The 25,521-nt window shown below is 67.9% G+C and carries 25 protein-coding genes; 11 read left to right on the forward strand and 14 right to left on the reverse strand.

The window, feature by feature from the left end:
- The first annotated feature begins 96 nt into the window (after window positions 1-96).
- Window positions 97-897: a class D beta-lactamase gene (gene blaOXA / locus ACFPFG_RS29980; protein ID WP_380109529.1), complete on the forward strand. Its 801-nt coding sequence runs from the start codon at window positions 97-99 to the stop codon at window positions 895-897.
- Between the two features lie 104 nt (window positions 898-1,001).
- Window positions 1,002-1,220, forward strand: a complete 219-nt coding sequence (locus ACFPFG_RS29985; RefSeq protein ID WP_012206342.1) for a hypothetical protein — start codon at window positions 1,002-1,004, stop codon at window positions 1,218-1,220.
- 74 nt (window positions 1,221-1,294) lie between these two features.
- Here ACFPFG_RS29985 and ACFPFG_RS29990 read toward each other — a convergent pair whose 3' ends face one another.
- The 9 genes from ACFPFG_RS29990 to ACFPFG_RS30030 form a co-directional block, all read right to left on the reverse strand.
- Window positions 1,295-2,944 (reverse strand): PepSY-associated TM helix domain-containing protein, encoded by a 1,650-nt coding sequence (locus tag ACFPFG_RS29990; protein WP_183021837.1) that lies wholly within the window; start codon window positions 2,942-2,944, stop codon window positions 1,295-1,297.
- Window positions 2,941-3,279: a hypothetical protein gene (locus tag ACFPFG_RS29995; protein ID WP_380109532.1), complete on the reverse strand. Its 339-nt coding sequence runs from the start codon at window positions 3,277-3,279 to the stop codon at window positions 2,941-2,943. The genes ACFPFG_RS29990 and ACFPFG_RS29995 overlap by 4 nt, the downstream gene beginning before the upstream one ends.
- Entirely contained in the window at window positions 3,260-3,532 is a 273-nt protein-coding gene (locus tag ACFPFG_RS30000) for a hypothetical protein (protein ID WP_183021835.1), read from the reverse strand. The genes ACFPFG_RS29995 and ACFPFG_RS30000 overlap by 20 nt, the downstream gene beginning before the upstream one ends.
- Before the next feature lie 77 nt (window positions 3,533-3,609).
- Window positions 3,610-5,763 (reverse strand): TonB-dependent receptor, encoded by a 2,154-nt coding sequence (locus tag ACFPFG_RS30005; RefSeq protein ID WP_380109534.1) that lies wholly within the window; start codon window positions 5,761-5,763, stop codon window positions 3,610-3,612.
- Between the two features lie 171 nt (window positions 5,764-5,934).
- On the reverse strand, window positions 5,935-6,834 hold the full coding sequence (locus ACFPFG_RS30010) for an NAD(P)/FAD-dependent oxidoreductase (RefSeq protein ID WP_380109536.1): 900 nt from the start codon (window positions 6,832-6,834) through the stop codon (window positions 5,935-5,937).
- Window positions 6,821-7,306: an Rrf2 family transcriptional regulator gene (locus ACFPFG_RS30015; protein ID WP_380109538.1), complete on the reverse strand. Its 486-nt coding sequence runs from the start codon at window positions 7,304-7,306 to the stop codon at window positions 6,821-6,823. Before ACFPFG_RS30015 ends, ACFPFG_RS30010 begins: the two co-directional genes overlap by 14 nt.
- A 66-nt stretch (window positions 7,307-7,372) precedes the next feature.
- The gene (locus ACFPFG_RS30020) at window positions 7,373-8,365 is read right to left on the reverse strand and encodes a tripartite tricarboxylate transporter substrate-binding protein (RefSeq protein WP_183021832.1); all 993 of its coding nucleotides are present in this window, start codon (window positions 8,363-8,365) and stop codon (window positions 7,373-7,375) included.
- Window positions 8,366-8,414: 49 nt separating this feature from the next.
- A complete protein-coding gene (locus tag ACFPFG_RS30025; protein ID WP_380109541.1) occupies window positions 8,415-9,563 on the reverse strand; it encodes a porin in 1,149 nt (382 codons plus the stop codon).
- 183 nt (window positions 9,564-9,746) lie between these two features.
- A complete protein-coding gene (locus tag ACFPFG_RS30030; RefSeq protein ID WP_183021830.1) occupies window positions 9,747-11,456 on the reverse strand; it encodes a tannase/feruloyl esterase family alpha/beta hydrolase in 1,710 nt (569 codons plus the stop codon).
- Window positions 11,457-11,651: 195 nt separating this feature from the next.
- On the opposite strand from ACFPFG_RS30030, the gene ACFPFG_RS30035 reads away from it, so the two are divergent.
- Entirely contained in the window at window positions 11,652-12,539 is an 888-nt protein-coding gene (locus ACFPFG_RS30035) for an amidohydrolase family protein (protein WP_183021829.1), read from the forward strand.
- Window positions 12,540-12,545: 6 nt separating this feature from the next.
- Here ACFPFG_RS30035 and ACFPFG_RS30040 read toward each other — a convergent pair whose 3' ends face one another.
- Both ACFPFG_RS30040 and ACFPFG_RS30045 read right to left on the reverse strand, forming a co-directional pair.
- Complete coding sequence (locus tag ACFPFG_RS30040) at window positions 12,546-13,046, reverse strand: MarR family winged helix-turn-helix transcriptional regulator (protein WP_197955884.1); 501 nt, start codon at window positions 13,044-13,046, stop codon at window positions 12,546-12,548.
- Between the two features lie 81 nt (window positions 13,047-13,127).
- Window positions 13,128-13,415: a TFIIB-type zinc ribbon-containing protein gene (locus ACFPFG_RS30045; protein WP_183021828.1), complete on the reverse strand. Its 288-nt coding sequence runs from the start codon at window positions 13,413-13,415 to the stop codon at window positions 13,128-13,130.
- Window positions 13,416-13,636: 221 nt separating this feature from the next.
- Here ACFPFG_RS30045 and ACFPFG_RS30050 point away from each other — a divergent pair, with 221 nt between their 5' ends.
- From ACFPFG_RS30050 to ACFPFG_RS30085, 8 genes are all read left to right on the forward strand, one after another.
- Window positions 13,637-14,263, forward strand: coding sequence for a TetR/AcrR family transcriptional regulator (locus ACFPFG_RS30050; RefSeq protein WP_374617507.1), 627 nt, complete (start codon window positions 13,637-13,639; stop codon window positions 14,261-14,263).
- Window positions 14,260-15,309, forward strand: a complete 1,050-nt coding sequence (locus ACFPFG_RS30055) for a DUF418 domain-containing protein (RefSeq protein WP_380109545.1) — start codon at window positions 14,260-14,262, stop codon at window positions 15,307-15,309. Before ACFPFG_RS30050 ends, ACFPFG_RS30055 begins: the two co-directional genes overlap by 4 nt.
- A gap of 218 nt (window positions 15,310-15,527) precedes the next feature.
- Entirely contained in the window at window positions 15,528-16,646 is a 1,119-nt protein-coding gene (locus tag ACFPFG_RS30060) for a LuxE/PaaK family acyltransferase (protein ID WP_380109547.1), read from the forward strand.
- Window positions 16,643-18,112, forward strand: a complete 1,470-nt coding sequence (locus ACFPFG_RS30065; protein ID WP_380109549.1) for an acyl-CoA reductase — start codon at window positions 16,643-16,645, stop codon at window positions 18,110-18,112. The genes ACFPFG_RS30060 and ACFPFG_RS30065 overlap by 4 nt, the downstream gene beginning before the upstream one ends.
- A 5-nt stretch (window positions 18,113-18,117) precedes the next feature.
- A complete protein-coding gene (locus tag ACFPFG_RS30070) occupies window positions 18,118-18,924 on the forward strand; it encodes an ABC transporter ATP-binding protein (protein ID WP_380109551.1) in 807 nt (268 codons plus the stop codon).
- A complete protein-coding gene (locus tag ACFPFG_RS30075) occupies window positions 18,921-19,682 on the forward strand; it encodes an ABC transporter permease (RefSeq protein WP_012206326.1) in 762 nt (253 codons plus the stop codon). The genes ACFPFG_RS30070 and ACFPFG_RS30075 overlap by 4 nt, the downstream gene beginning before the upstream one ends.
- 38 nt (window positions 19,683-19,720) lie before the next feature.
- A complete protein-coding gene (locus ACFPFG_RS30080) occupies window positions 19,721-20,734 on the forward strand; it encodes an ABC transporter substrate-binding protein (RefSeq protein WP_380109553.1) in 1,014 nt (337 codons plus the stop codon).
- A gap of 1 nt (window position 20,735) precedes the next feature.
- Window positions 20,736-21,533, forward strand: a complete 798-nt coding sequence (locus ACFPFG_RS30085) for an SDR family oxidoreductase (protein WP_380109555.1) — start codon at window positions 20,736-20,738, stop codon at window positions 21,531-21,533.
- Between the two features lie 7 nt (window positions 21,534-21,540).
- Here the strand turns inward: ACFPFG_RS30085 and ACFPFG_RS30090 are convergent, their stop codons facing one another.
- The 3 genes from ACFPFG_RS30090 to ACFPFG_RS30100 all read right to left on the reverse strand — a co-directional run bounded on the left by ACFPFG_RS30090 (window position 21,541) and on the right by ACFPFG_RS30100 (window position 25,492).
- A complete protein-coding gene (locus ACFPFG_RS30090) occupies window positions 21,541-23,331 on the reverse strand; it encodes a methyl-accepting chemotaxis protein (RefSeq protein WP_183021822.1) in 1,791 nt (596 codons plus the stop codon).
- Between the two features lie 69 nt (window positions 23,332-23,400).
- On the reverse strand, window positions 23,401-24,885 hold the full coding sequence (locus tag ACFPFG_RS30095) for a helix-turn-helix domain-containing protein (RefSeq protein ID WP_380109557.1): 1,485 nt from the start codon (window positions 24,883-24,885) through the stop codon (window positions 23,401-23,403).
- Window positions 24,886-25,192: 307 nt separating this feature from the next.
- The gene (locus ACFPFG_RS30100) at window positions 25,193-25,492 is read right to left on the reverse strand and encodes a hypothetical protein (protein ID WP_380109559.1); all 300 of its coding nucleotides are present in this window, start codon (window positions 25,490-25,492) and stop codon (window positions 25,193-25,195) included.
- Window positions 25,493-25,521: the final 29 nt, after the last annotated feature.

The raw sequence follows: 25,521 nt of genomic DNA on the forward strand, positions 1-25,521 counted from the left end.
GATGTTTGCTGCATGGGCGCTGCGAATGCTGCGCGCGCATCTATGATCGCGCGCCAGACACTCACACTGCATCAGACAGCACACAGTACACAGCACATGCATGGATTTCCTGGGTCCGCTGCCACGGTCGTGGCGGCATTTTTTTGCCTTCCCGCTTGCGCGCACGAACTGTGCACCATCGTCGCCGACGCCGACACGGGCCAGTCCCTGGTGCACAGCGGCCCGGCCTGTGCCGAGCGCGTCACGCCGGCCTCCACCTTCAAGATCGCCATCAGCCTGATGGGCTATGACGCCGGCATCCTGCAGGACGAATCCCGGCCCGCGTGGCCGTACCAACTGGAGTATCCGGACTGGGGCGGCGATGCCTGGCGGCGAGAGATCACGCCCCAGGCTTGGATGAAGGACTCGGTGTTCTGGTACTCGCAGCAGGTGGCGCGGGAGCTGGGCCAGCAGCGGTTTGGCGCCTACGTGAGGGCCTTCCAGTACGGCAACGAGGATGTCTCCGCCGTTGCCGTGGCCCATCCCGGCCACAACGGCGCGTGGGTGGTGTCCTCGCTGCGCATCTCGGCGGCCGAGCAGGTGGCCTTCATGCGCAAGATCGTGCGCCGGGAACTGTCTGTGAGCAGTCAGGCCATCGACATGACTGCGCGCATCACCCGGCACCCCGTGCCTGTGGACGGCTGGACCGTGCATGGCAAGACCGGCACCGGGTCGCCCGGCAGCGACAACCGCTACGATGCCAGCCGGGCCTACGGCTGGTATGTGGGCTGGGCCACCAAGGACCAGCGCAGGCTGGTGTTCGCCACGCTGATCCAGGATGAGCAGGCTCGAAAGCCCAATGCCGGCCTGCGCGCACGCGATGCCCTGCTGCAGCGATTGCCTGCTGCGGACCGCTGACAATGCACGGGCGTTTCCTTTCCGCACCTCTCCCGCACATCTCCCGCACATCTCCCGCACATCTCCCGCACATCTCCTGCACAAGAGCGACAGACCGACACCCGATGAAGACCATTGACGAAATGCTGAACCTGGACCTGCTCACCCCCGAGCAGCACGTTGAGATCAGCGACTGGATTGCCCGCGCCAACTCCCCCGAGGAAATACTGCAGATGCCAGCCCCCCTGTGGCAGGCCGTGGAGCGGGCCAGCGAGGCCATGGGCGTCAATGCCGATCTCCTGCGCCCACCCTCGCTGGATGCGGGCGGCGCCGTTTTCGGATAGACCCGGCAGCAGGGGATGGGCCGGCCCACCAGGCAACCGGCCCACCTGCGCACTCCCATGGCGTGCCGGCCAGCTCAGCTGGCCGGTGCCGGTGAGTCCTTGGTGTCCTGAGGCGCCAGCCTGTCGCGCGGCGCGGACCACACGCTGTCCTGCGGGCCGCTGCGCGTGCGCCGTGCCGTGGCACGCGCCATCCAGGCCAGGGCCAGCACGCCGGCCGCGGCCGTCAGGTCCAGGCCGATCAGCGAGGTGTCCACCCACGCGCCGGTGCCTGGCGCCAGCCAGCCCAGCAGCGATGACAGCGCGATCGCGGCCGTGCAGGCGGCGGCCAGCCACAGCAAGGCCGGGGCCGCGCGCGCCGCGCCGCGCACGAAGGCCCAGGCCATGCTGGTGAAGAACACGGCGTAGTAGATGCCCATGTGCCATGCGGCCAGGTCATCGACGCGGCCCGGCAGCCACTTGGCGGCGGCAATGGTGGCGGAAATGCCGGCCACGCAGCCCAGGCAGACGCCGACGGTGGCCGAGGCCATGAGGGCCGTGTCGCGCCGCTGCACGGGCATGTCTGCGCCCTTGCGCTGGGCCTTGCGCCGCGTCTCCACCCACAGCAGATTGCCGCCGTAGAACAGCCACGCGCCCGCCAGGCCCAGCAGGAAGTACAGCCACCAGACCGCGAGTCCGCCGAACGAGGCCATGTGCAGCGCGAAGAAGCTGCTGATGAACAGGTTGGGCGTGCTCTGCCCGCCCGAGAGGTAGTCGGCCGAGAGCAGCTTTCCGCTGTAGGGATCGAGCATGGCAAAGCCACCCACGGCGCGCGGCGATACGGCCTGGGGATTCCTGCCCCAGACGCGCACGGTGGGCCTGGGGCCGGTGACCTGGGCGTACTGCAGTCTTTCGGGCTCGAAGCCGGGCGCGGCGGCCTTGACGATCTCCACCAGCTGCGAGGGCTTGAGCATGTCGGCCGGGTTGCGCGCGGGCGCATCCGGGGCCTTGCCCGATGGGCGCGCAAAGGTCTGGGCCCATTGGCCTTCGTGGATCAGCCTGTCCTGCACCTCGAAGATCTGGTCGTGGTAGGCGAAGACCACGGCGCTCAAGGCCATGACGATGTGAAAGGGCAGACTGACGATGCCCACCACGTTGTGCGCGTCCAGCCACATGCGCTTGAGGTTCCTGCCCACGCGCAGGGCGAAGAAGTCCTTGACCAGCGAGGGCAGCAGGATCACCACGCCCGACACCAGGGCCAGGAAGTACAGGGCCGAGATCGCTCCCATGATCCAGCGGTTGGGGTCCGAGTCCACGGGCAGGCCGACCACGCGGTGCAGCACGTCGATGAACTCCACCAGGCGGGACGGACGCTGCTCATCGACTTGTACGCTGCCGTCGGCCGCGAGCCGTGCCGTGTAGTGGCGTACGGCGCTTTCGTCATGGTCGTCGGCCTTGGGATCGCGCACCTGCCATTGCAGGCGCGGTATGGCGTTGTCGCCCTGCAGCTGCACGATGGCGCCGCGCGCGGCCGCCGGCGTGCTGGCCAGGGTCCGGGCGATCAGCGGCTGCACCTCGTCCATGGGCACGGCCTGCACCACGGCGGCCGGCGGCGTGGACCATCGCCGGATGGGCTCCTTGAACACCGTCAGCGCGCCGGCATAGAAGGCAATGAACAGCGCCATGCCGCTGAGGATGCCCGTCCAGGTATGGACGGATTTGTAGATGCGGATGTAGTCGGCTCTCATGACACGGCTCCCACGCTGCCCTGCGTTGCGGCGCGTACCAGCCACCATGCGGCCAGGGCCAGCGCGTTGGCCCCGCCCAGCCAGGCCCAGGCGCGCAGGCCGCTGGAGAAGAAATACACCAGGGACTGCACCAGCAGCCAGACCGGCGGCACCAGCCACATGACCAGCTGCCCGCTCACCGCCAGCGGCATGTCGTGCAGCAGGGCGGCCAGCAGGCCGCTGGCACTGATCGCCAGGCCCGGGCCGAGCAGCAGGCCGGCCAGGGTCTTGGAGATCCAGTCCGGCCGGATGGGGACCGGCTTGCGCGGGCGGGCCTCAGGGTGTGCGTCGGCCATGGAACAGCGCTCCGATATAGGGCAGCAGGGCGAAGGCCAGCATCAGCAGGGTGAGCCAGGTGAAGGTGGCGGCCAGCGCCCGCATGTCCTGGGCGAACGCCAGCCAGCCGGCGGCGAGCAGGGCAACGCTCGTGAGCCGGGCAGGCCAGCGCGGCCAGGCGGCCGCCCACAGCCTCTGGTTGGGCGAGGCCGCATAGATGCACAGGCAGGCCAGCGAGGTGGCAAGCAGGCCGGCGACGGTGAAGAACGGCATGGAAATTCGATCGTGGGAAGCAAAAGACCCGGCGGGACACATGCGCCCCGCCGGTTGGCCTGCAAGGCGTCAGGCGGTCAGAACGACACGGTCGCCGACAGCCTGAAGGTGCGCGGTGCGCCGGGCATGACGAAGCCGTCGGTGAACATGCCGATCCAGTAGTTCTTGTCCGTCACGTTCTCCACGCTGGCATTGAAGCGCACGGGCGTGGCGCCGAACCTGGTCTCGTACTTGGCCATCAGGTCGAAGCGGTTCCAGGCCGGGGCGCGCAGCTTGTTGCCGGAGTCCACCCACTGCGAGCCGGTGTACAGCACGCGGCCGCCGAACGACAGGCCCTGCACGGGCGTCTCCCAGTCGATGCCGATGCGCGCGCGCAGCTTGGGCACGCCGTAGTTCTCACGGCCGGAGTTGATCTGGCGCGACTTGATGTACTCCACCCCGCCCAGCAGCGACAGCGTCTGCGTGAGCTTGCCGAAGGCGCTCCACTCCAGGCCCTTGAGGCGCTGCTCGCCATCGAGCACCTGGGCATTGCCGCCGTTGGTGATGATGGACGGCTTTTCGATGCGGAAGGCGCTCAGCGTGTGCGTGGTCTGGCCCGCCTGCAGCTTCACGCCCACCTCGCCCTGCTTGGTCTGCATGGGCGCCAGGGTCTCGCCGGTGTTTGCAAAGCCCGCGCCCACGGTGCGGCCGGGCTCCAGGCCTTCGGTGTAGTTGGCATACAGCGAGACGTTGTCACCCCAGGGCCGCACGACCAGGCCGGCCATGGGCGAGACGCGGCTCTTGCTGTAGTTGGACGACACGCCGTTGACCAGCGGCGTCTTCACCGTCTGGTGGCGTGCGCCCAGCGTCAGCAGCACCTTGTCGTTGGCGAAGCTCATCACGTCGGCCAGGGCCAGCGAGCGGAATTCGTTCTCGGTGGTGTAGCCCTTCCACTGCGGCGCGCCCGGGAAGGTGGGCGTCGTCGGCTCGTACATGTTGGTGGTGTAGCAGTAGTTGCAGGCCGTGTTGTAGGTGCCTTCCTTGTGCTTGAGGATGTTGAACGACAGTTGCAGACGGTGCTGCACGCTGCCCGTATTCAACTTGCCGATGACGCCGGCCTCGGCCGTGCGGCGCTCGGATTCGGTGTGCACGTTGTAGATGGCGCCGCGCGTGGTGCCGTCCAGGCCCGTGACGATGGCGCGGGTGCCGAACAGCAGGCCCTTGCCCTGCGCCTCGGAGGCGCCGAAGGCGAAATAGCCCTGCCAGTTCTGCGTGAAGTCCACCTCGGCACGCGCCAGCAGGCCGCTGTTGTCGTACTGGCCGTGGGTGCCGCGGAACATGTTCACGTCGCCGCCGGGCGGTGCCAGCAGCCGGCCCACGCCGGGAATGGCCGCGCTGCCCAGGAAGCTGAACATGCCCGGGCTGCCGCCGTCGATCTTGGTGATGCTGTTGTACAGGTCCAGCGAGAAGCGGGCCCTGTCGCCCAGGTAGTCCAGGCCCAGGGCGCCCACGCGGCGCTTCTGGCTCTCGTCCCTGGCGCCCATGTCGCCCGAGCCGTAGACGCCGTTGAAGCGCAGGCCCAGCCGCTGCTCGGGGCCGAAGCGCCTGCCCACGTCGGCATGCATCTGCAGGTAGGAGTCCGAGACGTAGGTGGCCGTCAGGTCGGCCATGGGCTGGGCCAGCGCGCGCTTGGTGACCATGTTCACGGAGCCGGCCACGCTGGCCAGAGGCGGCATGCCCGACAGCAGCACGTTGGGGCCGCGCATCACCTCCACGCGCTCGAACATCTCGATGGGCACCGAATTGGCCGGCGCCACGCCGTACAGGCCGTTGGTGGCGATGTCCATGGCCGTCACATCCAGGCCGCGCAGGTTGAAGTTCTGCAGCAGGTGTCCCTTGTTGGTGGTGAAGACCACGGCCGCATCGTTTTCCAGCACATCCTGCAGCGACAGGGCGGACCAGTCCTCGGCCAGCTCGCGGGTGTAGGCGTTGACATGCACCGGCGCGTCCACGATGGAGGTGGCGCCCAGGATGCCCAGGCGTGCACCCTTGGCGGCCTTGCGCCCCGGTGCCAGCGTGGGCAGGTCCTCGCGCTCGTACTTGTCGCGCACGTCGATCTGCGACAGCGTCGGCGTCGTTGCGGTCGGCGCCTGCGCTGCATCCTGTGCGATCGCCGTGGACCCGGCGCCGGCGGCCAGCATGGCCAGAACAATGGAGTTGAACCGCAGCGTGCGGCCGTTGGTGGTGTGCATGGACTGGACTCTTGATGTTGTAGATGTCAATGAGAATCAGTCTTAATTATATTTTCGGATTTAGTTAGCATGGGAAGTTGTTGTATCCACGCATCGTCCGGCGGGCAGTTGATCTGCGTCCATGCACGGGCCCAAGGCCCGCCCCCCCATCACCACCTCATCACCACACCATCACCACCCCATCATCGACCGGTGCGCGCCAATGCCTGCCATGGCGCCATCGCTCACCGCCATGGCCACGTTGCCGGCTGCGCGGGCCGCGTCGCCGCAGGCGAACACGTTGGGGACGCTGGTCGCCTGGCCTTCTGCCACTTTGATGAAGGGCCCCATGGGGCCTTCTTCCAGGGCACATCCCAGTTGCTCGGCCACGGGGCTGGCGATGCGGGTGCGCGGCTGGGTGAACAGGCCGTCCATCACCAGGCGGCGGCCATCCTGCAGCACCACGTCGGCCCGGCCTTCCAGGCGGGCGATGGGCGTGGACTCCACCTGGGTGCCCCGGCGCGCAAGGGTGGAAAGCTCTTCGGCGCCGGGCGTGTAGGCGCCGTTGAGCAGCAGCGTGGTCTGGCCCCAGTCCGGCAGCATGACGGCGTGGTGGTGGGCCAGGGCCGAGCTGGCGATGATGCCGATGCGGCCCGCATTCATCTCGTAGCCGTGGCAGTACGGGCAGTGAAAGACGCTGCGGCCCCAGCGCTCGGCCAGTCCCGGCACGGGCGGCAGGCTGTCATGCACGCCCGGCGCCAGGACGAGGCGGGCGGCGCTGATGGCCGTGCCCGCTGCACGGAACTCCAGCCGGCCATCGGGCGCCACGCGGGCGTCCTCGGCCGTGCCGTCCAGCCACTGCACGGTGGGATAGGCCATCAGCTGCTGCCGGGCCTGGGCGGCGATCTGGGCGGGGGCCACGCCATCCTGGGTGAGAAAGCCGTGCGATGTCTCGCCGGCCTGGTCCACGAAGCGGTTGCGCCGCAGCCCGGCATCGACCACCAGCACCTGGCGGCGCGCACGCGCCAGTTGCAGCGCGGCGGACAGGCCGGCATAGCTGCCGCCGATGACGGCGAAATCAACGTGTTTCATGCGAGTGCTCCTGCAGTTGGTGCCAGCCCTGGCCGCCCGCTGCGCGATGGCGGGCCAGGCGGGCGTGGAAGTCGTGGGACAGGGCAGCCAGCGTCACCGTGCCCAGGCGTGCGAGCAGGGCGGCCTCGGCCTGCTGCACGGCGTTGCTCAGGGCTTCGTTCACGGCCTGGGCGACCAGGCATTCGGGCCGGTCTTCCCGGAAGCCCAGCGCCACCAGGCCGGGCGCGCCCAGGGCCTCATGCACGTCGCGCAGCGTGGTGCGGTCCAGTTCGCAAGAAAGCACCCAGCCCCCGCCATGGCCCTTGGCGGAGGTGACAAGGCCTGCATCGCGCAGGCCCGCCATCAGCCGGCGCAGCACGACCGGGTTGGTCTGCAGCGCGGCGGCGAGCATGTCGGAGGTGGCAGGTCCATCGCCCTCGGCCATGTGCAGCAGCACATGGAGGACGTCCGAGAATTGGCTGTTCTGTTTCATGCAACATTATTTGTTGCATGAGTGTGGCCTTGTCCCGTGAAGGGGAATGGGCCTGCCGCCGACTGATCAGGACTCGCCCGTGAACCCGATCTGCTTGACCAGCGAACTCCAGCGCTCGAGCTCGGCCTGCTGGTCGGCCGCCATCTCCTGCTGCGTGCTGCCGCGCGCCAGCAGGCCCAGGGCGGCCAGCCCGTCGATCACGGCCTTGTCCTTGAGCGCGGCCGTGATGGCCGCGTTGGCGTTGGCAATGGTGGTGGCCGGCGTCTTGGCGGGGGCGTAGAAGCCGAACCATTCCTCCACCGTGACATCGGGAAAGCCCAGTTCGGCAAAGGTGGGCACGTCGGGCAGGAAGGGCGAGCGCTGCTTGCCCGAGGTGGCCAGCACGCGCAGGCGGCCGGCCTTCAGGTACTGCAGGTAGTCGCCGCTGGGGTTCATGGTGGCCGCGACCTGGCCGCCCACCAGGTCGGTGATGCTGGGCACGGTGCCGCGATAGGGCGCGTGCTTGAGTTCCACCCCCGAGCGCAGGCTCAGCAGCGCGCCCAGCAGGTGCGGCATGGAGCCCGCGCCCGGCGAGCCGAAGTTGGCCCGGTCGGGGTGGGCCTTGGCCCAGGCCAGGAAGTCCTTGAGGGTCTTGACCTCGGCCGGCACGGCAGGCCCCACGGCCAGGCCGTGGTAGATGACGGCGCCGATGGAGACGGGGATCGCATCCTCGGGCTTGTAGGTCAGCTTGGGGTAGATGTGCGGGTAGACCGAGAAGGCCGACACGGGCGCCAGCGCCAGCACCGAGCCGTTGGGCGGGGCGTTCTTCAGGGCCTCCACCGCGATGCGGCCACCGGCGCCGGGCTTGTTTTCCACAAAGCCCGGCCCTTTGCTGTAGGGCGTGCCGCCCAGCCGCTCGGCCACGCGGCGGGCCACGCTGTCGCCCGAGCTGCCTGCCGGGAAGCCGTACATGATCTTGACCTGGTCCAGTGCCTGGGCCAGGGCCTGCAGTGGCGACAGCGACCCCAGGGCGGCGGCGCTGCCCAGGGCCTGGACGAAATGACGGCGATGCATCTGCATGGATGTCTCCTGGTGAAATCGAAAAAAGGAAAAGCTGGAAAGAACAGGCTCAGAACATGTGGCGGATGCCGACGTTGATGCCGGTCTGCGAGCGGCCCGGCGCGGTGTTGCTGCCCGGGGCGCCGCCGCTGACCGAGACGGTGGCCAGGCGGTCGTTGCGTATGTGGCCGAGCTGGGTGTAGACCGCCGTGCGCTTGGACAGGTTGTAGATGGCGCGTGCCACCAGCAGGTCGGAGTCGTAGCCCGAGACGCCGCGGTAGCGCAGCGTCAGCCACTGGGTTTCGAGCACCAGCGCCTCGGTGACCGGGTACGAGGCGCCCACGTACCAGAGGTTGCTGCGCGGCTTGACGGCGTCGCCATCGTTGTCGCGGCGCAGCAGGCCGCCGCCGACCTTCACGCCGGCCAGCTTGAAGTAGCCGCCCAGGTGCAGCCGCTCGTCATGCTTGGCGCTGGAGGTCATGCCACCGAACACCGGGTCGGTGGACGAGGCCGGCGTGCGGCCGTTTTGCTGTTCGTAGCCCAGCGCCACGCCCCAGGCCGGCGTGTCGTACTTGGCGTACAGCGACCACTGGCGGCAGGCCTGCGTGTCCGATCCGCTCTCGCCCGGGCAGTTGGTGCCGGCGGGGCTGGGGCCTGCGTTGACGGCATCGCGCCCGAAGCTGTAGCCCGCGCCCAGTGCCAGGCCGCCGAAGTTGCCGCGCCAGGCCAGCATGTTGTCGGCGCGCGAGTTGGGGATGTAGGCATCGAGCGAGCCCATGGCGAACACGGCCGGGCCGATGATGTCCGAGTCCAGCAGCGACCAGAACAGCATGGAGTTCTGGCGGCCCATGGTCAGGCTGCCCCAGTTGCCGCCCAGTCCCACCCAGCTTTGGCGCCCGAAGCCGCGCCCGCCCTGGTTGAAGGTGCCCTGGTCGGGCGCAAAGCCCGACTCCAGCGTGTAGATGGCCTTGAGACCGCCGCCCAGGTCCTCGCTGCCGCGCAGGCCCCAGCGCGAGGGCACCAGGCTGGTGGTCGATGGCATGCGGCTGAGACCACCGCCCGCCGCCACATTGTTCATGTGCTCCACGCCCACATCGACGATGCCGTAGAGCGTGACGCTGGAGGTGCCTTGCGCGAAGGCGCCGAAGCTGGTGCTGGAGCCGGCCAGGGCCAGCACGGCGGCGGCCGCCAGGGTCAGTGTGGAAGGGGTTTTTTGCATGGTGATGTCTCCTCTGGTTTGAAAAATCGTTGCCGTCTTGGCGTGGGTGTCCGCGCGCCTTTTTTCAGGCGCAGCGGTGCCCGGCCCCGCCGAGGGGCGGGACTGCGGACAAGGGGTGGATGAGGGCGGAGGGGGCGTGCCGTTCAGGAGACCGTTCAGGCGCCGCCCGCCTTCAGTGCATGGTCAGCGGCAGCTGAAGCTGGCAGCGCTTTCCATGTCGCCGCTGCCGTTGTAGTGGGCGGCCAGCGGATGGGGGCACAGCGGCCGGGTGCGCGTGGGCGACCAGGTGGCGGGCAGGTCGGCGTTGACGCCGCCCGCGTTGCCTGCGCCGCGCGCACTGGCGATCACGCGGTCTGGGGCCTGGCCTTTCTCCACCCAGGCCACGAGGGAGCTGAGCATGTCGAACTGCTCGGTGGCCGGGCCGCCGCTGCAGTGGTTCATGCCGGGCACCAGGTACAGGCGGGCGAAGTCGGCTGCGTCGCCATGGTTGCGGCGCAGCGTGTCGTACCACTGCACGGTGTCGTCGCTGGAGAAGATGGGGTCGGCCGTGCCGTGGTAGACCATGAGCTTGGCGCCCCGGTTGCGCAGCACGGGCAGCTTGCCGTAGTCGGGCGGGAGCATGAAGGACAGCGCGCTTTCGGTGTACAGCGCCGTCGTGGCCTGGACCTTGGCCAGCATGCTGTCCACGCTGCCTGTCAGCGCGAACTGCGGGCCGTTGAAGGTGGTGGGGTTCTCGGGTGGCGCCTGCCAGACCAGGCCCACGGCGCCGGTGTCCAGGTTCAGCGAGTTGGAGAATTTCCAGCCGGCCCAGCCGGCCGTATCCAGCCCCGCGTCATACGGGAAGCTGCTGTAGATGCGGCTGCCGCCGCTGGTGGCTGCGCCCTTGAACAGGCCGGCAATGGTGCTCTTTTGCTCGGCGCTGAGGCAGCTGCCGTCGCGCGCGCCGCCGCAGGTGGGCACGTCGCGCGACAGGTCGAAGCTCGCCTGGCAGGCTGCGCCGGCCTGCACCATGCCGTCGGTGGCGCCGTCCAGCGCATCGCACCGGGCCAGCACGGCCTGGCTGACCAGGCGGCGCTCTGCCTGGGTGAAGCCCGTGCCCAGGTCGGCGGGCGTGGTGGCCAGCCGGGCGTAGCCCTGGGCACCGGCAATGTTGGCAATGGCCGCCAGCGGCAGGCGCGTGCCGGGGTTGCCGGCAATGATGCCGTCGTACTGGTCGGCATAGCGCGAGGCCGCCACCATGGCGTGGCGCCCGCCGTTGGAGCAGCCGCCCAGGTAGGAGCGGTCCGGGCCCTTGCCATAGGCCGTCTGCAGCGCGCTGCGCGCCATGGGCGTGAGCTTGCCCACGGCCTGGTAGCCGTAGTCCAGCCGCGCCTGCGGGTCCAGGCCGAAGAAGGGGCCCAGGCTGCCTGCATGGCCCGCATCGGAGCTGAGCACGGCAAAGCCCATCTGCAGCGCATTGCCCAGCGGCCCGCCGCCCAGTGCGCCCACGGCCGTGCTCACGCTGCCGTCCAGGCCGCCGTTGGCCTGGTAGAAAAAGCGCCCGTTCCAGTCGCGCGGCAGGCGCATCTCGAAGCCCACGGCGTAGCTCTGGCCGTCGACGGTGCTGACGCGCTCGTGCATGCGGCCGGTCACGCGGCAGTGCTCGGCAATGGGCTTGCCTGCCACCGTCAGCGTGCCGGCAGCCACGGTCTCGGCGGCGGTGATGCGGGTGTTGGGAAAAGAGATCTTGGCCGCCAGGTCGTTGCACGACAGCAGGCTTGCCGGGCGGGCCTCGGCCAGTTGGGAAATGCCGTCGTTCGAGCCGCCGCAGGCGGCCAGCAACAGGGCGGGAAGGGCGGCGGCCAGCGTGACCGGCAAGGCGCGGGAACGGGTCTTGTGGATCTTTCTGTCCATGTCTGTCTCCTCGGAAGGTGGTGTGAAGCCTCAGCGCGAAACCGTTGCGTGGCAGCCGTTGCCCGCTTCCGCATCGCTTTCTGATGGCCGCGATTTTGGTTATATTTAATAACCAATTCAAGCGGCCTTTGCAAAATTCTTATTGGGACTTCCCCTTGATGCCGGGGCAGGCAGCAGGCCGCACAGGAGACAGACATGGACCACGAAAAACTGATTGCCATCGACATCCACACGCACGCCGAGGTGAGCTGCTGGAACCCGTTCGACAACTACGGCGAGGAATATGACCGTGCCGCCGACAGGTACTTCGGCAACGGCCGCCGACCGACCATCGCCGAGACCGTGGCCTACTACCGCGAGCGCAACCTGGGCCTGGTGATGTTCACGGTGGACAGCGAGTCGCAGCTGGGCCGGCGCCGCATTCCCAACGAGGAGATCGCCGAGGCCGCGCGGGCCAACAGCGACATGATGGTGGCCTTCGCCAGCATCGATCCGCACAAGGGCCGCATGGGTGCGCGCGAGGCGCGGCGGCTGATCGAGGAAGAGGGCGTCAGGGGCTTCAAGTTCCATCCCACGGTGCAGGGCTTCCATCCCTACGACCGCATGGCCTGGCCGATCTACGAGGTGGTCGCCGAGCACAAGCTGCCGGCCATCTTCCACACGGGCCACAGCGGCATTGGCAGCGGCATGCGCTGCGGCGGCGGCCTGCGCCTGGCCTACAGCAACCCCATGCACCTGGACGATGTGGCCATCGACTTCCCCGACATGCAGATCGTGATGGCCCACCCCAGCTTTCCCTGGCAGGACGAGGCCTTGTCCGTGGCCCTGCACAAGCCCAATGTCTGGATCGATCTGTCGGGCTGGAGCCCCAAGTACTTTCCCCGGCAGCTGGTGCAGTACGCCAACACCCTGCTCAAGGACCGCGTGCTCTTCGGCAGCGACTATCCGCTGATCACGCCCGAGCGCTGGATGAAGGATTTCCAGGAAGCCGGCTTCAAGCCCGAGGTGATGCCCGGCATCCTCAAGGGCAACGCGGTGCGGCTGCTGGGGCTGGAGCAGCCGGCAGCGGAGAAGGCGGACTGAGCGCGCTCAGTTGTAGATCTTCTGCAGCAGCTGGATCAGCGTCCTGCGCTCGGCGTCGGTCAGGCGGTAGGTGGCATCCATTTCCAATTCCGCCGCCGTTCTTTCCGCCCGGGCCGTGAGTTCGGCGCCAGCCGGCGTCAGGTGCACGCCCACGGCGCGGCGGTCGGTGGGGTGGGTGCGCCGCTCGATCAGCTTGCGGCGCTCCAGCGCTGCGATCAGGCCCACCAGGTTGGGCGGCATCACATCCAGCGCCGCGCACAGCTGGCGCGAGGTGATGCCGGGGTTGTGGGACACCAGGGAGAGCACGGAGAACTCCACCATCTTGAGATCGTGGGTGGCCATGCGCTCCACGAAGACTTCGATGATGGACAGCGAGGCACGCCGGGCGTTGTAGCCCACCAGGGTGTGCAGGAAGGAGGCGTCGATGGACGGCCCCGGCGCTGCAGTGCTGGACGGGGCCGTGTTCTCTTCGGCAGGGACGGGCTTGGGTGTGCGGGCGCGGGGCATGGGGACAAGGAGCTGAAAGCCGAATCATAGTGGGGCGCGGCTGCCATGTCCCGATGCCGGCGCAGCGGACTTGCCCTGGTGCTAGAAGTCGAAAAGATCGGAGAGAAAGCCTTCGCGCTTCTTGCGGCGGTAGCCATCGTGGCTGGAGTGCTCGCGCCGGTCATGGGATCCGTCAGGGCCCGCGCGCCGTTCCTGCGGGCGTTCATAGGCTGCTGGCGCTGCGGGTGCCTGGGCGGCGGAGCGCTCGATGAGCTTGTCCAGTTCTCCGCGGTCCAGCCAGACGCCGCGGCATTGGGGGCAGTAGTCGATCTCTATGTTCTGGCGCTCGGAGATGATGAGCGTGGCATCTCGGCAGGCGGGACATTGCATGACAGTTTCACCTTTGCCTGTTCAGGCAGTGGCTCCATCGGCAACGATGGAGTGTGGGCCGGGCTGTTATGCGTTGAGATCTCCAGCGAAGGCCGTTCGACTGCGGGGGCGGTGGATAGTTCCGCCGCCCGAAGCGCCATTTCCATGTCGTGCCGTGCCATGCGACCTTGATGGCAGGCCTGGTATTGACTATGAATGAACGTTCGTTCATTATTCGAGGCATGAAAAAGAAGGAAGACATCAGCGAGCGCCGGGCCCTCATCGTTGAGGCGGCCCTGCAGTGCTTCGTGGAGCGCGGCTTTCACTGCACCAGCATGCGCGACATAGCGCAGATGGCGTCGGTGAGCCTGGGCAATCTGTACAACCACTTCGACAGCAAGCAGGCCTTGATTGCCGAGGTCGCCACGCAGGAGCAGACCGAGCTGCTGCCCTTGCTGCAGGCGCTGGAGCAGGCAGCAGCCCCTTCGCTGCCTGTGGTGGCGCAATTCCTGGCCGCCTACCAGGCGCTGTGCCGCCAGCGGGAATGGGCCGTGCTCAGCGCCGAATGCCTGTCCGAGATTGCGCGTTCGCCCGGGCTGGCGCCGGCCTTCGAGGCCAACCGCAGGCGCATGCTCGACGGCCTGGCAGGCTTCATGGAGCGCGGGGCGCAGCAGGGCCTCTTGCGGCCCGCCGTGCCCGTGCGCCTGGCCGCCCAACTGCTGCTGGACGCCGTGGAAAGCGATGCCCTGCGCTTTGCGCTGGCGGTGACGCCGCAAGAAGACGCGGGGGCGGATGAAGGGGTCGATGTGCTGCATCCCGCCTTGCTGGCCTGCCTTCTGGGAGGCGAGGCACGGGGAGACGCGACATGAGGCACGCCACCGGCAGGGGCGCCCGCCTGGCGGGGCTGGACCTGGCGCGCTACCTGGCGCTGGCGGGCATGGTGTTCGTCAACTTCAAGCAGGCCATGCATCCCGCGCTGCAGGAGCCGGGCTGGCTGCTGTCGTTCTTCCATTTCCTGGAGGGCAAGGCCTCGGCCACCTTCGTGGTGCTGGCGGGCCTGGGCCTGGTGCTGGCCACGCGCTCGCTGGAGCCCGCCACGGCGCGCACCTGGACGCTGCGCCGCGCGCTGTTCCTGCTGGTGGCCGGCTGGATGAACCTGCTGATCTTTCCGGCCGACATCATCCACTACTACGCGGTGTATTTCGTGCTGGCCATCGCCTGGCTGCAGGCCGGCGCACGGGCGCTGCTGGCCGGCATGGCGGCCGTGGCCGCGCTGTCCGCCTGGGCCTTGCTGCAGCTGGACTACAGCCAGGGCTGGGACTGGGCCAGCCTGTCCTACCAGGGCCTGTGGGAGCCGGCCGGCTTTGCGCGCAACCTGCTGTTCAACGGCTTCCATCCGGTGCTGCCCTGGTTTGCGTTCTTCCTCTGCGGCATGCTGCTGGCACGCCTGCCGCTGGCCGAGCCGCGCGTGCAATGGGGCCTGGTGGCTTCTGGTGTAGCGATGGTGGGCTTGGCCTGCGCCGTCTCGGCACTTGCGGCACAGAGTGAATGGGCTCCCTGGCTGGCCACCGGCCCCATGCCGCCCGGCCCAGCCTACCTGCTGATGGGCCTGGGCTGCGCCAGCATTGCCATAGGCGCCTGCCTGCGGCTGGCCGACCGCTGGCCCGCTGGACCGTGGCGCGGCCTGCTGCCGGCCGGGCGCATGACGCTGACCCTGTACCTGGCACACATCCTCATCGGCATGGGCCTGCTGGAGGCCATGGGCGCGCTGGACGGATCACGCAGCCTGCGCGAAGTGGCCGTGGCCGCCGCGCTGTACGTGATCATCGCCAGCCTGGCCGCCTGGGCCTGGAGCAAGAAGGTGGCGCAGGGGCCCGTGGAGTGGGTGATGCGGCGGCTGACGGCCGTGGGCTGATGCGGCCCGCAGCAGGATTGTCCCGGTCCTGCACCCTTGGCGACCCTGCTGTAAGATAGCCCTCCGCTCCGGGGTGCACGCCAGTGCTGAGATCCACACCCGAGAACTTGAACCGGGTCATTCCGGCGGAAGAAGAGCTTGCACCCCTGCGTGGCCACCCATGCGCCACGGGCGGGGGAGCCTTCGGAGCATCACGTCCCAGCTCTCGAAGGAATTCCATGGACAAGGCCCGGCCCCAGGCGGCTTCTCTGGTCGCAGACCTGCTTGCATTCATCGCCATGGACGGCTGCACCGACGAGCAGTTCGACGCACTGGCGCTGCGGCTGTTCGCCTACCAATACGAATCGAATGCGCCGTTTCGCAGCTTCTGCCAGCGGCGCGGCGCCACGCTGCGCAATGTGAAGACCTGGAGCGACATTCCCGCCGTGCCCATCGACGCGTTCAAGGCCATGGAGCTGCGCAGCGAGCCGGCCTCGCCCTCGGAGCGCGTGTTCATGACCAGCGGCACCACGGGCCAGGCCAAGGGGCTGTCTTCGCGCGGGCGCCACTTCCATCCCGCGCTCGATGTCTACGATGCGTCGATGACGCGCAACTTCGCGCAGCGCTTCATGGCCGGGCACGAGCGCCTGCCCATGGGCATTCTCTTTCCCGACGAGCAGGCCATGCCCAACTCTTCGCTGGCGCATTACCTGGCGCTGGCCATGTCGGAATTCGGCACTCCTGACAGCCGCTACTTCCTGACCCCCGACGGCCTGGACATGCCCGGCCTGTGCGCCGCGCTGCAGGAGTCCGAGCGCAGCGGCCGCCCCTATGCGCTGCTGGGCGCCAGCTTCAGCCTGGTGCATGTGATGGATGCGCTGCGCGAGCAGGGCCGCAGCTTTTGCCTGCCGCCGGGCAGCCGCATCCTGGACACGGGCGGCTACAAGGGCCAGTCGCGCGAGCTGCCGCTGGAGGATTTCTACGCCGACCTGTCGCGGCTGCTGGGCGTGCCGCGCAGCCACTGCATCAACATGTACGGCATGACCGAGTTGAGCACGCAGTTCTATGACGACGGCAATGCCACGCTGCCCTCGGTCAAGTCGGGACCGCACTGGATACGCTCGCGCCTGGTCGAGCCCGTCACCGGGCGCAGCGTGGCGCCCGGCGAGCGCGGCATTCTCGTGCACTGCGACCTGGCCAACTACAACGCGGTCACCACCATCCTCACCGAGGACGTGGGCCTGTGGGCCGGCCATGGCGAGAACAGCGGGTTCCTGTTGCTGGGGCGTGCCGAGGGCGCAGCGGCCAAGGGCTGCTCGCTGGCGGTCGATGAATTCGTGAAGGCTGCGGCGGCATGACGACGGAGCGGATCACGGCCGGCTACCTGCCCGAACTGCCTGGTTTGCGCGAGGACGAGGTGCAGTGGCATGTACTGCCCTTCGAACGCGGCGGCATGCGGCTGGAAGTCTCCGTGCCCCTGCTGACCGGCCCGCAGATGCATGCGCTGGCAGCCCATGTGCGCCGTGCCGCCGACCGCCACCTCAGGGCCATGCCCGTGGCCGAGATCATCGACGCCATCGACCGCGCCATTGCCCGCCTGCTGGACCGCAGCGATCCCTATCGGCGCCAGGCCGAGGCCTGGCTGCCCGTGGTCAGCGGCCATGACGCCGACATGGTGCGCCTGGGGCTGACGGGCTTCTTCAAGACCTTTCGCGCCGCGCAGCTGCGGCGCTTCGTGGCCGAGGACTTTGCCAACCCGGCCGTGCTCGACGGCTTCCAGCCCGCGCCCAAGGGCGGCGCGGTGCGTGCCTTCGGCCCCGACCTGCTGATGCACAGCTGGGCGGGCAATGTGCCTGCGCTGTCCCTGTGGAGCCTGGTCTGCGGCCTGCTGGTCAAGGCGCCCGCCATTGGCAAGCTGGCCAGCGCCGAGCCGCTGTTCGCGGGCTGGTTCGCACGGCTGCTGGCCGAGGTGCACCCGCCGCTGGCCGATTGCCTGGCCGTGGTGTGGTGGAGCGGTGCGGATGGCGCGGATGGAGATGCCGCCGCCGCGCTCCACGCCGAGGCCGACACCGTGCTCGCCTACGGCGGCAACCAGACGCTGCAGGCACTGCGCCAGCGCCTGCCCGTGACCACGCGCTTTCTGCCGCACGGCCACAAGCTGGGCTTTGGCATGGTGGGCGCTGCCGCGCTGGACACGCTCAAGGCGCCTGCCGTGGCGCGGCTGGCGGCCTGGGACGTGATGCGCTACGACCAGCAGGGCTGCTACTCGCCCCATGTCTTCTACGTGGAGCGCGGCGCCCCCGTTTCTCCGCGTGCCTTTGCCGACTATCTGGCGGCCGAGCTGGCCAACCTGCAGCGGCGCTTTGCACGCCGGCCGCTGGAGCTGGAGGAGGGCGCCGCCGTGGCCCGCTGGCAGCAGTCCGTGGAATGGTCGGGCGACGCGCAGCAACTGCTGGGCCCCGTTGACGCACCCTGGAGCGTGGCGTACAGCGACAGCCTGCAGCCGCTGGCGCCCACGGCCCTGTACCGCACGATTGCCGTGGTGGGAGTGGACCGCCTGGATGACGCCGTGCCCGTGGTGGCCGCGCAGCGCGAATACCTGCAGACGGCCGGCATTGCCGCCTCGCCCGAGCAGTTGTACCGGCTGGCCGGCCTGCTGGGCGCGGCCGGCGTCACGCGCATCAGCGCCATCGGCTCCATGAGCATGCCCGAGGCCGGCTGGCACCATGACGGCCGCTTCAACCTGCTGGACCTGGTGCGCATGGCCGAGATCGAGCAATCTGCCGAGGCGGCGGCGCAGCCGTTCGCCCCGTATGCGGATTGACATCCATGCACACCGGCACGACGGGCATGACGGGCAAGACGGGCATGACAGACGGGACTGACGGCATGGCGTTTCTCGATATCGAACAGGTGGTGTTCACCTACCCGGGCCGCCCGCCCGTGGTGGACGGCGTGCACTGGCGCGTGCAGGCCGGTGAGGTCCACTGCCTGCTGGGCCGCAGCGGCTGCGGCAAGACCACCTTGCTGAAGCTGGCAGCCGGGCTGCTCAGGCCGCAGTCGGGCCGCATCCTGCTGCGCGGCGCAGAGCTGGCCGAGCCAGGCCCGCAGCTGGGCTTCATGTTCCAGGCGCCCACGCTGCTGGAGTGGCATACGGCGCTGGGCAATGTGCTGCTGCCCGTGTCGCTGCAAAGGCGCCCCGCGCCGCAGGACGAGCAACGCGCCCTGGCGCTGCTGGAGCAACTGGGCCTGGCCAGCCACGCGCAGCGCCATCCGCGCCATCTCTCGGGCGGGCAGCAAAGCCGCGTGGCGCTGGCACGGGCGCTGGTCCTCGATCCGCCGCTGCTGCTGCTGGACGAGCCCTTTGCCGCGCTGGACGCCATCACGCGCGCCGAGCTGCAGGACGACCTGCTGCGCACCTGCCGCGAGCGCGGCACCACGGTGCTCTTCGTCACCCACGACATCAACGAGGCCGTCTACCTGGGCGACCGCATCGCCCTCATGCACGGCGGGCGCATCGTGGCCGATATGGCGGTCGATCTGCCCGCGCCGCGCACCCAGGCCATGCGCCACGGGCCGGCGTTCAACGAGCACTGCGCCCGCGTGCGCGCAGCCATGGACAGGACGGCGGCATGACGGTGTCCTTGTTCCATGCCCGCCTGCTGGCCGCCGCGCTGGCGCTGGTCCTGCTGGGCCTGTGGGAGCTGCTGGTGCGGCAATGGGGCCTGTCCGCCCTGGTGCTGCCGGCGCCCTCGGCCATTGCGGCATCGCTGTGGACGGGGCTGGCCACGGGCTATTTCTGGCCGCACATCCGGGCGACGCTCCAGGCCCTGCTGCTGGGGCTGGCGGCCGGCAGCGCGATCGGCCTGCTGGCGGGCATGGCCTTGGCTGAATCCGAGCTGCTGGAGCGTGTGCTCAAGCCCTATGTGGTGGTCAGCCAGGTCGTGCCCAAGCTGGCGCTGGCGCCGCTGTTCGTGCTGTGGTTCGGCTTCGGCATGCTGCCCACGGTGCTGATCACCGCGCTGATCTGCTTTTTCCCGCTGATGGAAAACACCTTGACCGGCCTGCGCCAGGTCGATGCCCAGCGGCTGCAGCTGTTTCGCATGCTGGGCGCCACGCGGCTGCAGACGCTGCTGCGCCTGAAGCTGCCCACGGGCCTGCCCGCCATTCTTGCGGGCCTGCGCGTGGCCGTGGTGCTGGCCCTGGTCGGCGCCGTGGTGGCCGAGTTCATGGGCGCCAGCCGCGGCCTGGGCGCCGTGGTCATTGCCGCCCAGGGAATGATGGACACCACCCTCATGTTTGCGGCCCTGGTGCTGATCGCCGCCATGGGCCTGCTGCTGTACCAGGCCTGCCTGGTGCTGGAGCGCCGGCTGCTGCGCTCGCGCGCCGCCTGACCACACTGAACACTCCCGAAACCTTTTCCCAAAGCGCCATGCACACACCGCAATCCCCCTTCCTCACCCGCCGCAGCCTGCTGGGCGCCACCGCTGGCCTGGCAGGCCTGGCTCTGGCCGGCACCTCGGCAGCGACCGCGCCTGCCCAGGGCAAGATCCGCCTGGCCGGATGGAGCAAGCCCATCAGCGAGATCACCAACATCCTGGCCGAGCCCGACAAGGGCTTCTTCAAGGCCCAGGGCGTGGAGCTGGCCTACCTGCCCGGCGCAGGCGGCGGCGACGCCATCCGCAACATGCTCAGCGGCCAGGCCGACGTGGCCTTCACCGATCCCGGCTCCTTCTTCATGGCGCTGGACAAGGGCGAGAAGCTGGTCGCCATCTACGACATCTACCCGCAGAACGTGTTCAACGTGGTCTCGCTCAAGTCGGCAGGCATCCGCAAGCCGGCCGACCTCAAGGGCAAGAAGATCGGCGTCTACAGCCTGTCCAGCGGCACGCGCCAGAACCTGCTGGTGATGCTGCACCAGGCCGGCCTCAAGGAATCGGACGTGACCATCGTCGTCACCGGCCTGCTCAACTTCGCGCCGCTGATGCAGGGTCAGGTCGATGCCACGGCCGCCACCGACACCGGCCTGGCCGTGGGCCTGCGCAAGGGTATTGGCGAGGTCGATGTGATGCAGGTGCGCGATCACCTCAACATCTCCAGCGACATGTTCGTGGTGCGCGAGGACACGCTGCGCGACAAAAAGGACCTGCTGCGCGCCTTCCTCAAGGGCTACCGCGACAGCGCCGCCTGGATGATGGCCAACCCCGAGGAGGCCGCCACGCTGGCCGGCAAGCACGCCATCGACGGCACGCAGCGCGACATCAACCTGGACGTGATCCGCCTGCGCAATGCGTCTTCGCAGCCGCTGCAGGCCGGCAAGCCGCTGGGCAGCTTCGACCTGGCCGCCCTGCAAAAGGGCGCCGACGCCTACCGTGCGCTGGGCATGGTGCAAAGGCAGATCAAGGTGTCCGACGTGGTGGACACCAGCCTGCTGCCCGGGGCCTGAGATGGCACAGCCGTCTTCCCTGGGACTGCAAGGCAAGGTGGTGCTGGTCACCGGCGCCGGCCGCGGCATAGGCGCGGCCATTGCCATCGCCTTTGCGCGCGAGGGTGCCACCGTGGTGGTCAACCACCTGTCCAACGACGAAGCCGCCGCCCGCACCGTGGCGGCCTGCCAGGCGGCGGGCCAGGAGTCAGGCGGCGACGCCTGGGCCGTGAAGGCCGACGTGGGCTCGCAGCCCGCCGTCCAGGCCATGACTGAGGCCATTGCGCGCGAGGCGGGCGCCATCGACATCGTGGTCAACAACGCCTTCAAACCCTACGCCTTCGACCCCGAGCGCCGCCGCCGCTTCGACGACCTGCAATGGAGCGACTACCAGGCCCAGTACGACGGTGCCGTGGGCGCGGCCTTCAATGTCTGCCGCGCCGTGCTGCCGCAGATGCGCCAGCGTGCGCGGGGCAGCATCGTCAACATCGCCAGCAATTTGGTGGAGCACCCCGTCGTGCCCTACCACGACTACACCACGGCCAAGGCCTCGCTGGTGGCCTTCAGCCGCAACCTGGCCAGCGAGCTGGGGCCCGTGGGCATACGCGTCAACTGCGTTGCGCCGGGCCTGGTCTATCCCACGCAGGGCACGCAGGACACGCGCGAGTCATTTCGCGAATCACTGATGGCGGCCACGCCGCTGCGCCGCCTGGCAAGCCCCGAAGACGTGGCGGGGCCGGTGCTGTTCCTGGCCTCGGAACTGAGCGGCTTCATGACGGGGCAGCTGCTGTTCGTCGATGGCGGACTGGTGATGCGCTGAGTCTGTCCTAGAACTGTTCCCACTCCTCCGCCATCTCGGCCGCCGTGGCGCGGCGGGGTGCCGTGGTCCTGGCAGGCAGCGCCAAAGGCGCGCTGGAGGCCGCAGCCGCTGCCGCGCGCAAGGGCTGGGTGCGGGGCGCGGCGGGTGCCAGCGCTGGGGAAGGTTGGACGGTCTTTGCGCGTGCCGGCGCGGCCGTTGCCACCGACATCGACATGGCCTGTGCGCGGGCTGCGCTCTCATCCAGCCGGAACACGCTGACCAGTTGCACCAACTGCGCGGCCTGCCGGTTCAGGCTGTCGGCGGCGGCTGCGGACTCTTCCACCAGGGAGGCGTTCTGCTGTGTCACCTGATCCAGTTGCTGCACCGCATCGCTGACCTGGGTCACGCCCTGGGACTGCTCCTGCGTGGAGGCACCGATGTCGGAGATCAGTTCGGCCACGCGGTGCGTCTGGGTGACGATGTCGTTCATGGTGCTGCCGGCCTCGGCCACCTGGCGGGAGCCGGCGGCGACCTTGCCCACGCTCTCGCTGATCAGGCCCTTGATCTCCTTGGCCGCGTTGGCGCAGCGCTGGGCCAGGGAGCGCACCTCCGAGGCGACCACCGCAAAGCCCTTGCCTTGTTCCCCGGCACGCGCGGCCTCCACGGCGGCGTTGAGCGCGAGGATGTTGGTCTGGAAGGCGATGGCGTCGATCACGCCGATGATTTCCTCGATCTTGCGCGAGCTGTGCGTGATGTCCTCCATGGTGCTGACCACGCCATGCACCACCTCGCCGCCGTGCACGGCCGTTGCGCTGGCCGACTGGGCCAGGCCCGAGGCACTGCGCACCGTGTCCACGTTCTGCTGGATGGTGGCGGTCATCTGCTCCATGGAGGCGGCCGTTTCCTCCAGGTTGGCGGCCTGTTCTTCCGTGCGTGCGCTCAGGTCGGCATTGCCCGAGGCGATCTGGCTGGCGCCCGTGGCAATCGATTCGCTGCTGTGGCGCACCTGGCTGACGATGTCGGCCAGGCTCGCGCGCATGGAGTCCAGCGCAGCCAGCAGGCTGGTAGTGTCACCGGGCCGCAGCGCCACGGCCACCGCCAGGTTGCCCTTGGCGACTTCCTGCGTGATCTGCGCCGCGTAGGCGGGCTCCCCGCCCAGCAGGCCCGTGATGCGGCGCGTGATGGCCCAGCCCACCAGCGCGCCCGTGGCCAGGGCGGCCAGCGCCAGGGACAGCATCAGCCGCCCGGCAGCCAGGGATTTTTCCTCGGAAGCATGCGCCGTTTCCGTGGCACGCACCTGTTGATGGGCCAGGATGTCATTGATGGAGGTGAAGAACGCGTCCTGGCGTTTGCGGAACTCCCCGCTTTCGCCGAGCATGGCCGAGACGGCCTGCAGGTCGTGGCGCGTGGCCGCCTCCATGAACTGGTCGAGCAGCGGCAGATAGGCAATGCGCGCGTTCTTCATGTTGTCGTACAGGGCAACGCCCTGCGGTGTGCTCAGGCCTTCGCGGAACTTCTCCATCAGCTGGCCGATCTTCTGGCGCTGTGCATCCAGCGCGGCCTTGGCCAGCTTCTTTTCCGCGGCGTCCTCCATCAGCGCCATGCTGCGCACGCCGCGAAAGATGAACTCCACCGAGCCCTTGATCTCCACCAGCCTGAGCAGGCTGGTGATCCGCGTGTCGGCCAGGTAGGACACATCATCGGAGGCCTGCACCAGCTGGGCGCGGCCATACAGCGCGATCGATAGCGCAATGGCAATGAGAATCGAAAATCCCAGACCCAACATGGAGCCCGTCTTCATGTTTTTCAGGTATGTCATGCGTATTCCTTTCAGTATTCAATATGGCTGCGTGCCATGCAATCGGGCCGCATTGCATAAGAATCCGGGTCACGCCAATCGATGATGGCGTACCCAGAGAGACGGTGGTATTCCATAATGTCCGGAGAAATCTCTGGAAAATGATGAGAGCGAGGAATAACCAAGCTGCGAAGAAATCTGTCCTATGCTCTGGTCGGTGGTCAGCAGCGATTCGGCCGCAAGATGGATACGGCTTTGCCTTATATATTCGCCGATACTGCACGACCGGCTGTTGCGAAAGGAAACCTCCAATGTGCGCCGGCTGACGCGGCAATGGTCGGCAATGGTCTGGATCGGTAGTTTCTTGTCCAGGTTTTCTTGTATGTATTGGAGGGCGCGCTTGACATAGGCGGGTTCCAGATCGTGCAGCCGTGCCTCGTCCATGGCCGTGAATCTGGATTTCTCCAGATAGGGGCTGATGGCCATGCTCTTGAGCCGCATGATGTTCAGCGCCTTCAGCGTGGACAGGGCGCCTGCAAAATCGCCCTGCGTTTCCTGTATGTGGTACTCGTAGACCAGGGCATTGCGGTACAGGCCCTCGAGCTGGTAGGTCTGGGCCGTGGACTTTGCCAGCACCACCGCCTGCAGGGCCTGGGCATATTGGCGCTTGCTGCAGTGCACCAGTGCGCTGCTGAGCCAGGCCCAGCCGGCAATCGGCGGGTTCTTGATCTGGTGGCGGACGCCGATGCCTTCAATGGCACGGATCACGCAAGCGGCTTCGCGGCGGCCCGCATCCAGCCCTTTGACCGAGAGCTGCAGCAAATCGCTGTAGGGCCATGCCAGGCCCGCTGGCAGCTGGCGGCCGACCCGCTCCAGCAGCGCCTGCAGGTCGGCGCTGTCGGGTGCCGCGGCACCGAGCTGGACCAGGCCTGAATCCGGGGGTGGGCCGCACCACAGATTCTGGTGATTCTTGTAGAGATAGATCTTCCACAGAATCTGCGCCCTGGCCCAATTGATCAGGGCGGACAGCCAGGGCGTGACGCCCGGCGCCATCAACGCGAAATCATGGTCCTTGCCTTCGATCAATTGCAGCGCGGTATCCAGCTCACCGAGCCGGCTGTGCGCCAGCGCCCTCACATAGGTGGCGCAGGCCATGGATTCCGGCTGCAGCAGCGCGGGATTGGCCATTGCCGCAGTGGCCAGTGCAATCGCATTGCGCTCTTCGCCCAGTTGGCAATGGATGAAGGCGGCCGCAATGCGGCATGAGACCACGCGGTCAGGCATGCGGTGCAGCTCGAAGATGGCCTGTGCCTCTTGCACATATCTGAGCACCAGCATGGGATATATGGAAGGCTCGGGCCATTTGCATGCCTGTAGCAGTTCCTCGGCCCGGCTGATTTTGTTATATCCAGTATCGGCTTGCTGGTGATGGTCGGATATTGTTCTCCATAATCTGGATGCGCTCTCATCTTGGTGGCCGTGGATGTGGTGCGTCAAAAGATTGAATGAGTAAGAATTCTTATATGAAAAAATCAATGAACAGGCGGGTGTGATGCATTTTTCCGATGAATTCATCGGCAAGGTGTTTCAGAACACCTCCTGGGAAACACTGATTGACTGGAAGAATCTTACAGGTTGAATAAACAATTGTTTACATTTGGTTTTTATTTTTCTTGCCGGATTGCGCAGCCACTTGTCCTTTTGCGAAACTTTCTCTCTTTTAAATCGCCTAATTCGCTGATTGGACAGGTTTTTTCTGATTGGAAAAATCCATTCAAATAGGTGAAATATTCCCTGGTTTTCATGGGGTTGTTACAGCGCACAGGCTCCAGCCAGGCTGCCATGTCGGCATGGCAGGCGCTGGCCGCGCCTGTCCCGGCAATCAGAAGGCGTGCGATATGCCCAGCAGCACCGAGCTGGGCCGGCTGCCTGCCTGTACCACCGGCCCCGCATTGCCGACACCGGCTGGAGCCTGCGCGTGGAAGCCCGCGAGATGATCACCTCGCAGCAACTGCGCGCCCTGAGCGCCGGAGAGCTGGACCTGGGTTTGAGGCGCCCCGGCAAGGGCGAGCCACTGGCCGAGGAAGTGGCCGGCATGGACGATCCCTACTGCCTGGCCATGGCGCCATCCCGTCCACTGGCGGCTGGCGAAGGCACCCTGCCTCTGCAGTCTGCTGCGCATGGCCCTTCGTGGGCTTTGCGCGCCTTGGC

This window comes from Delftia deserti (genome assembly GCF_042653485.1).
Taxonomy (GTDB): Bacteria; Pseudomonadota; Gammaproteobacteria; order Burkholderiales; family Burkholderiaceae_C; genus Comamonas; species Comamonas acidovorans.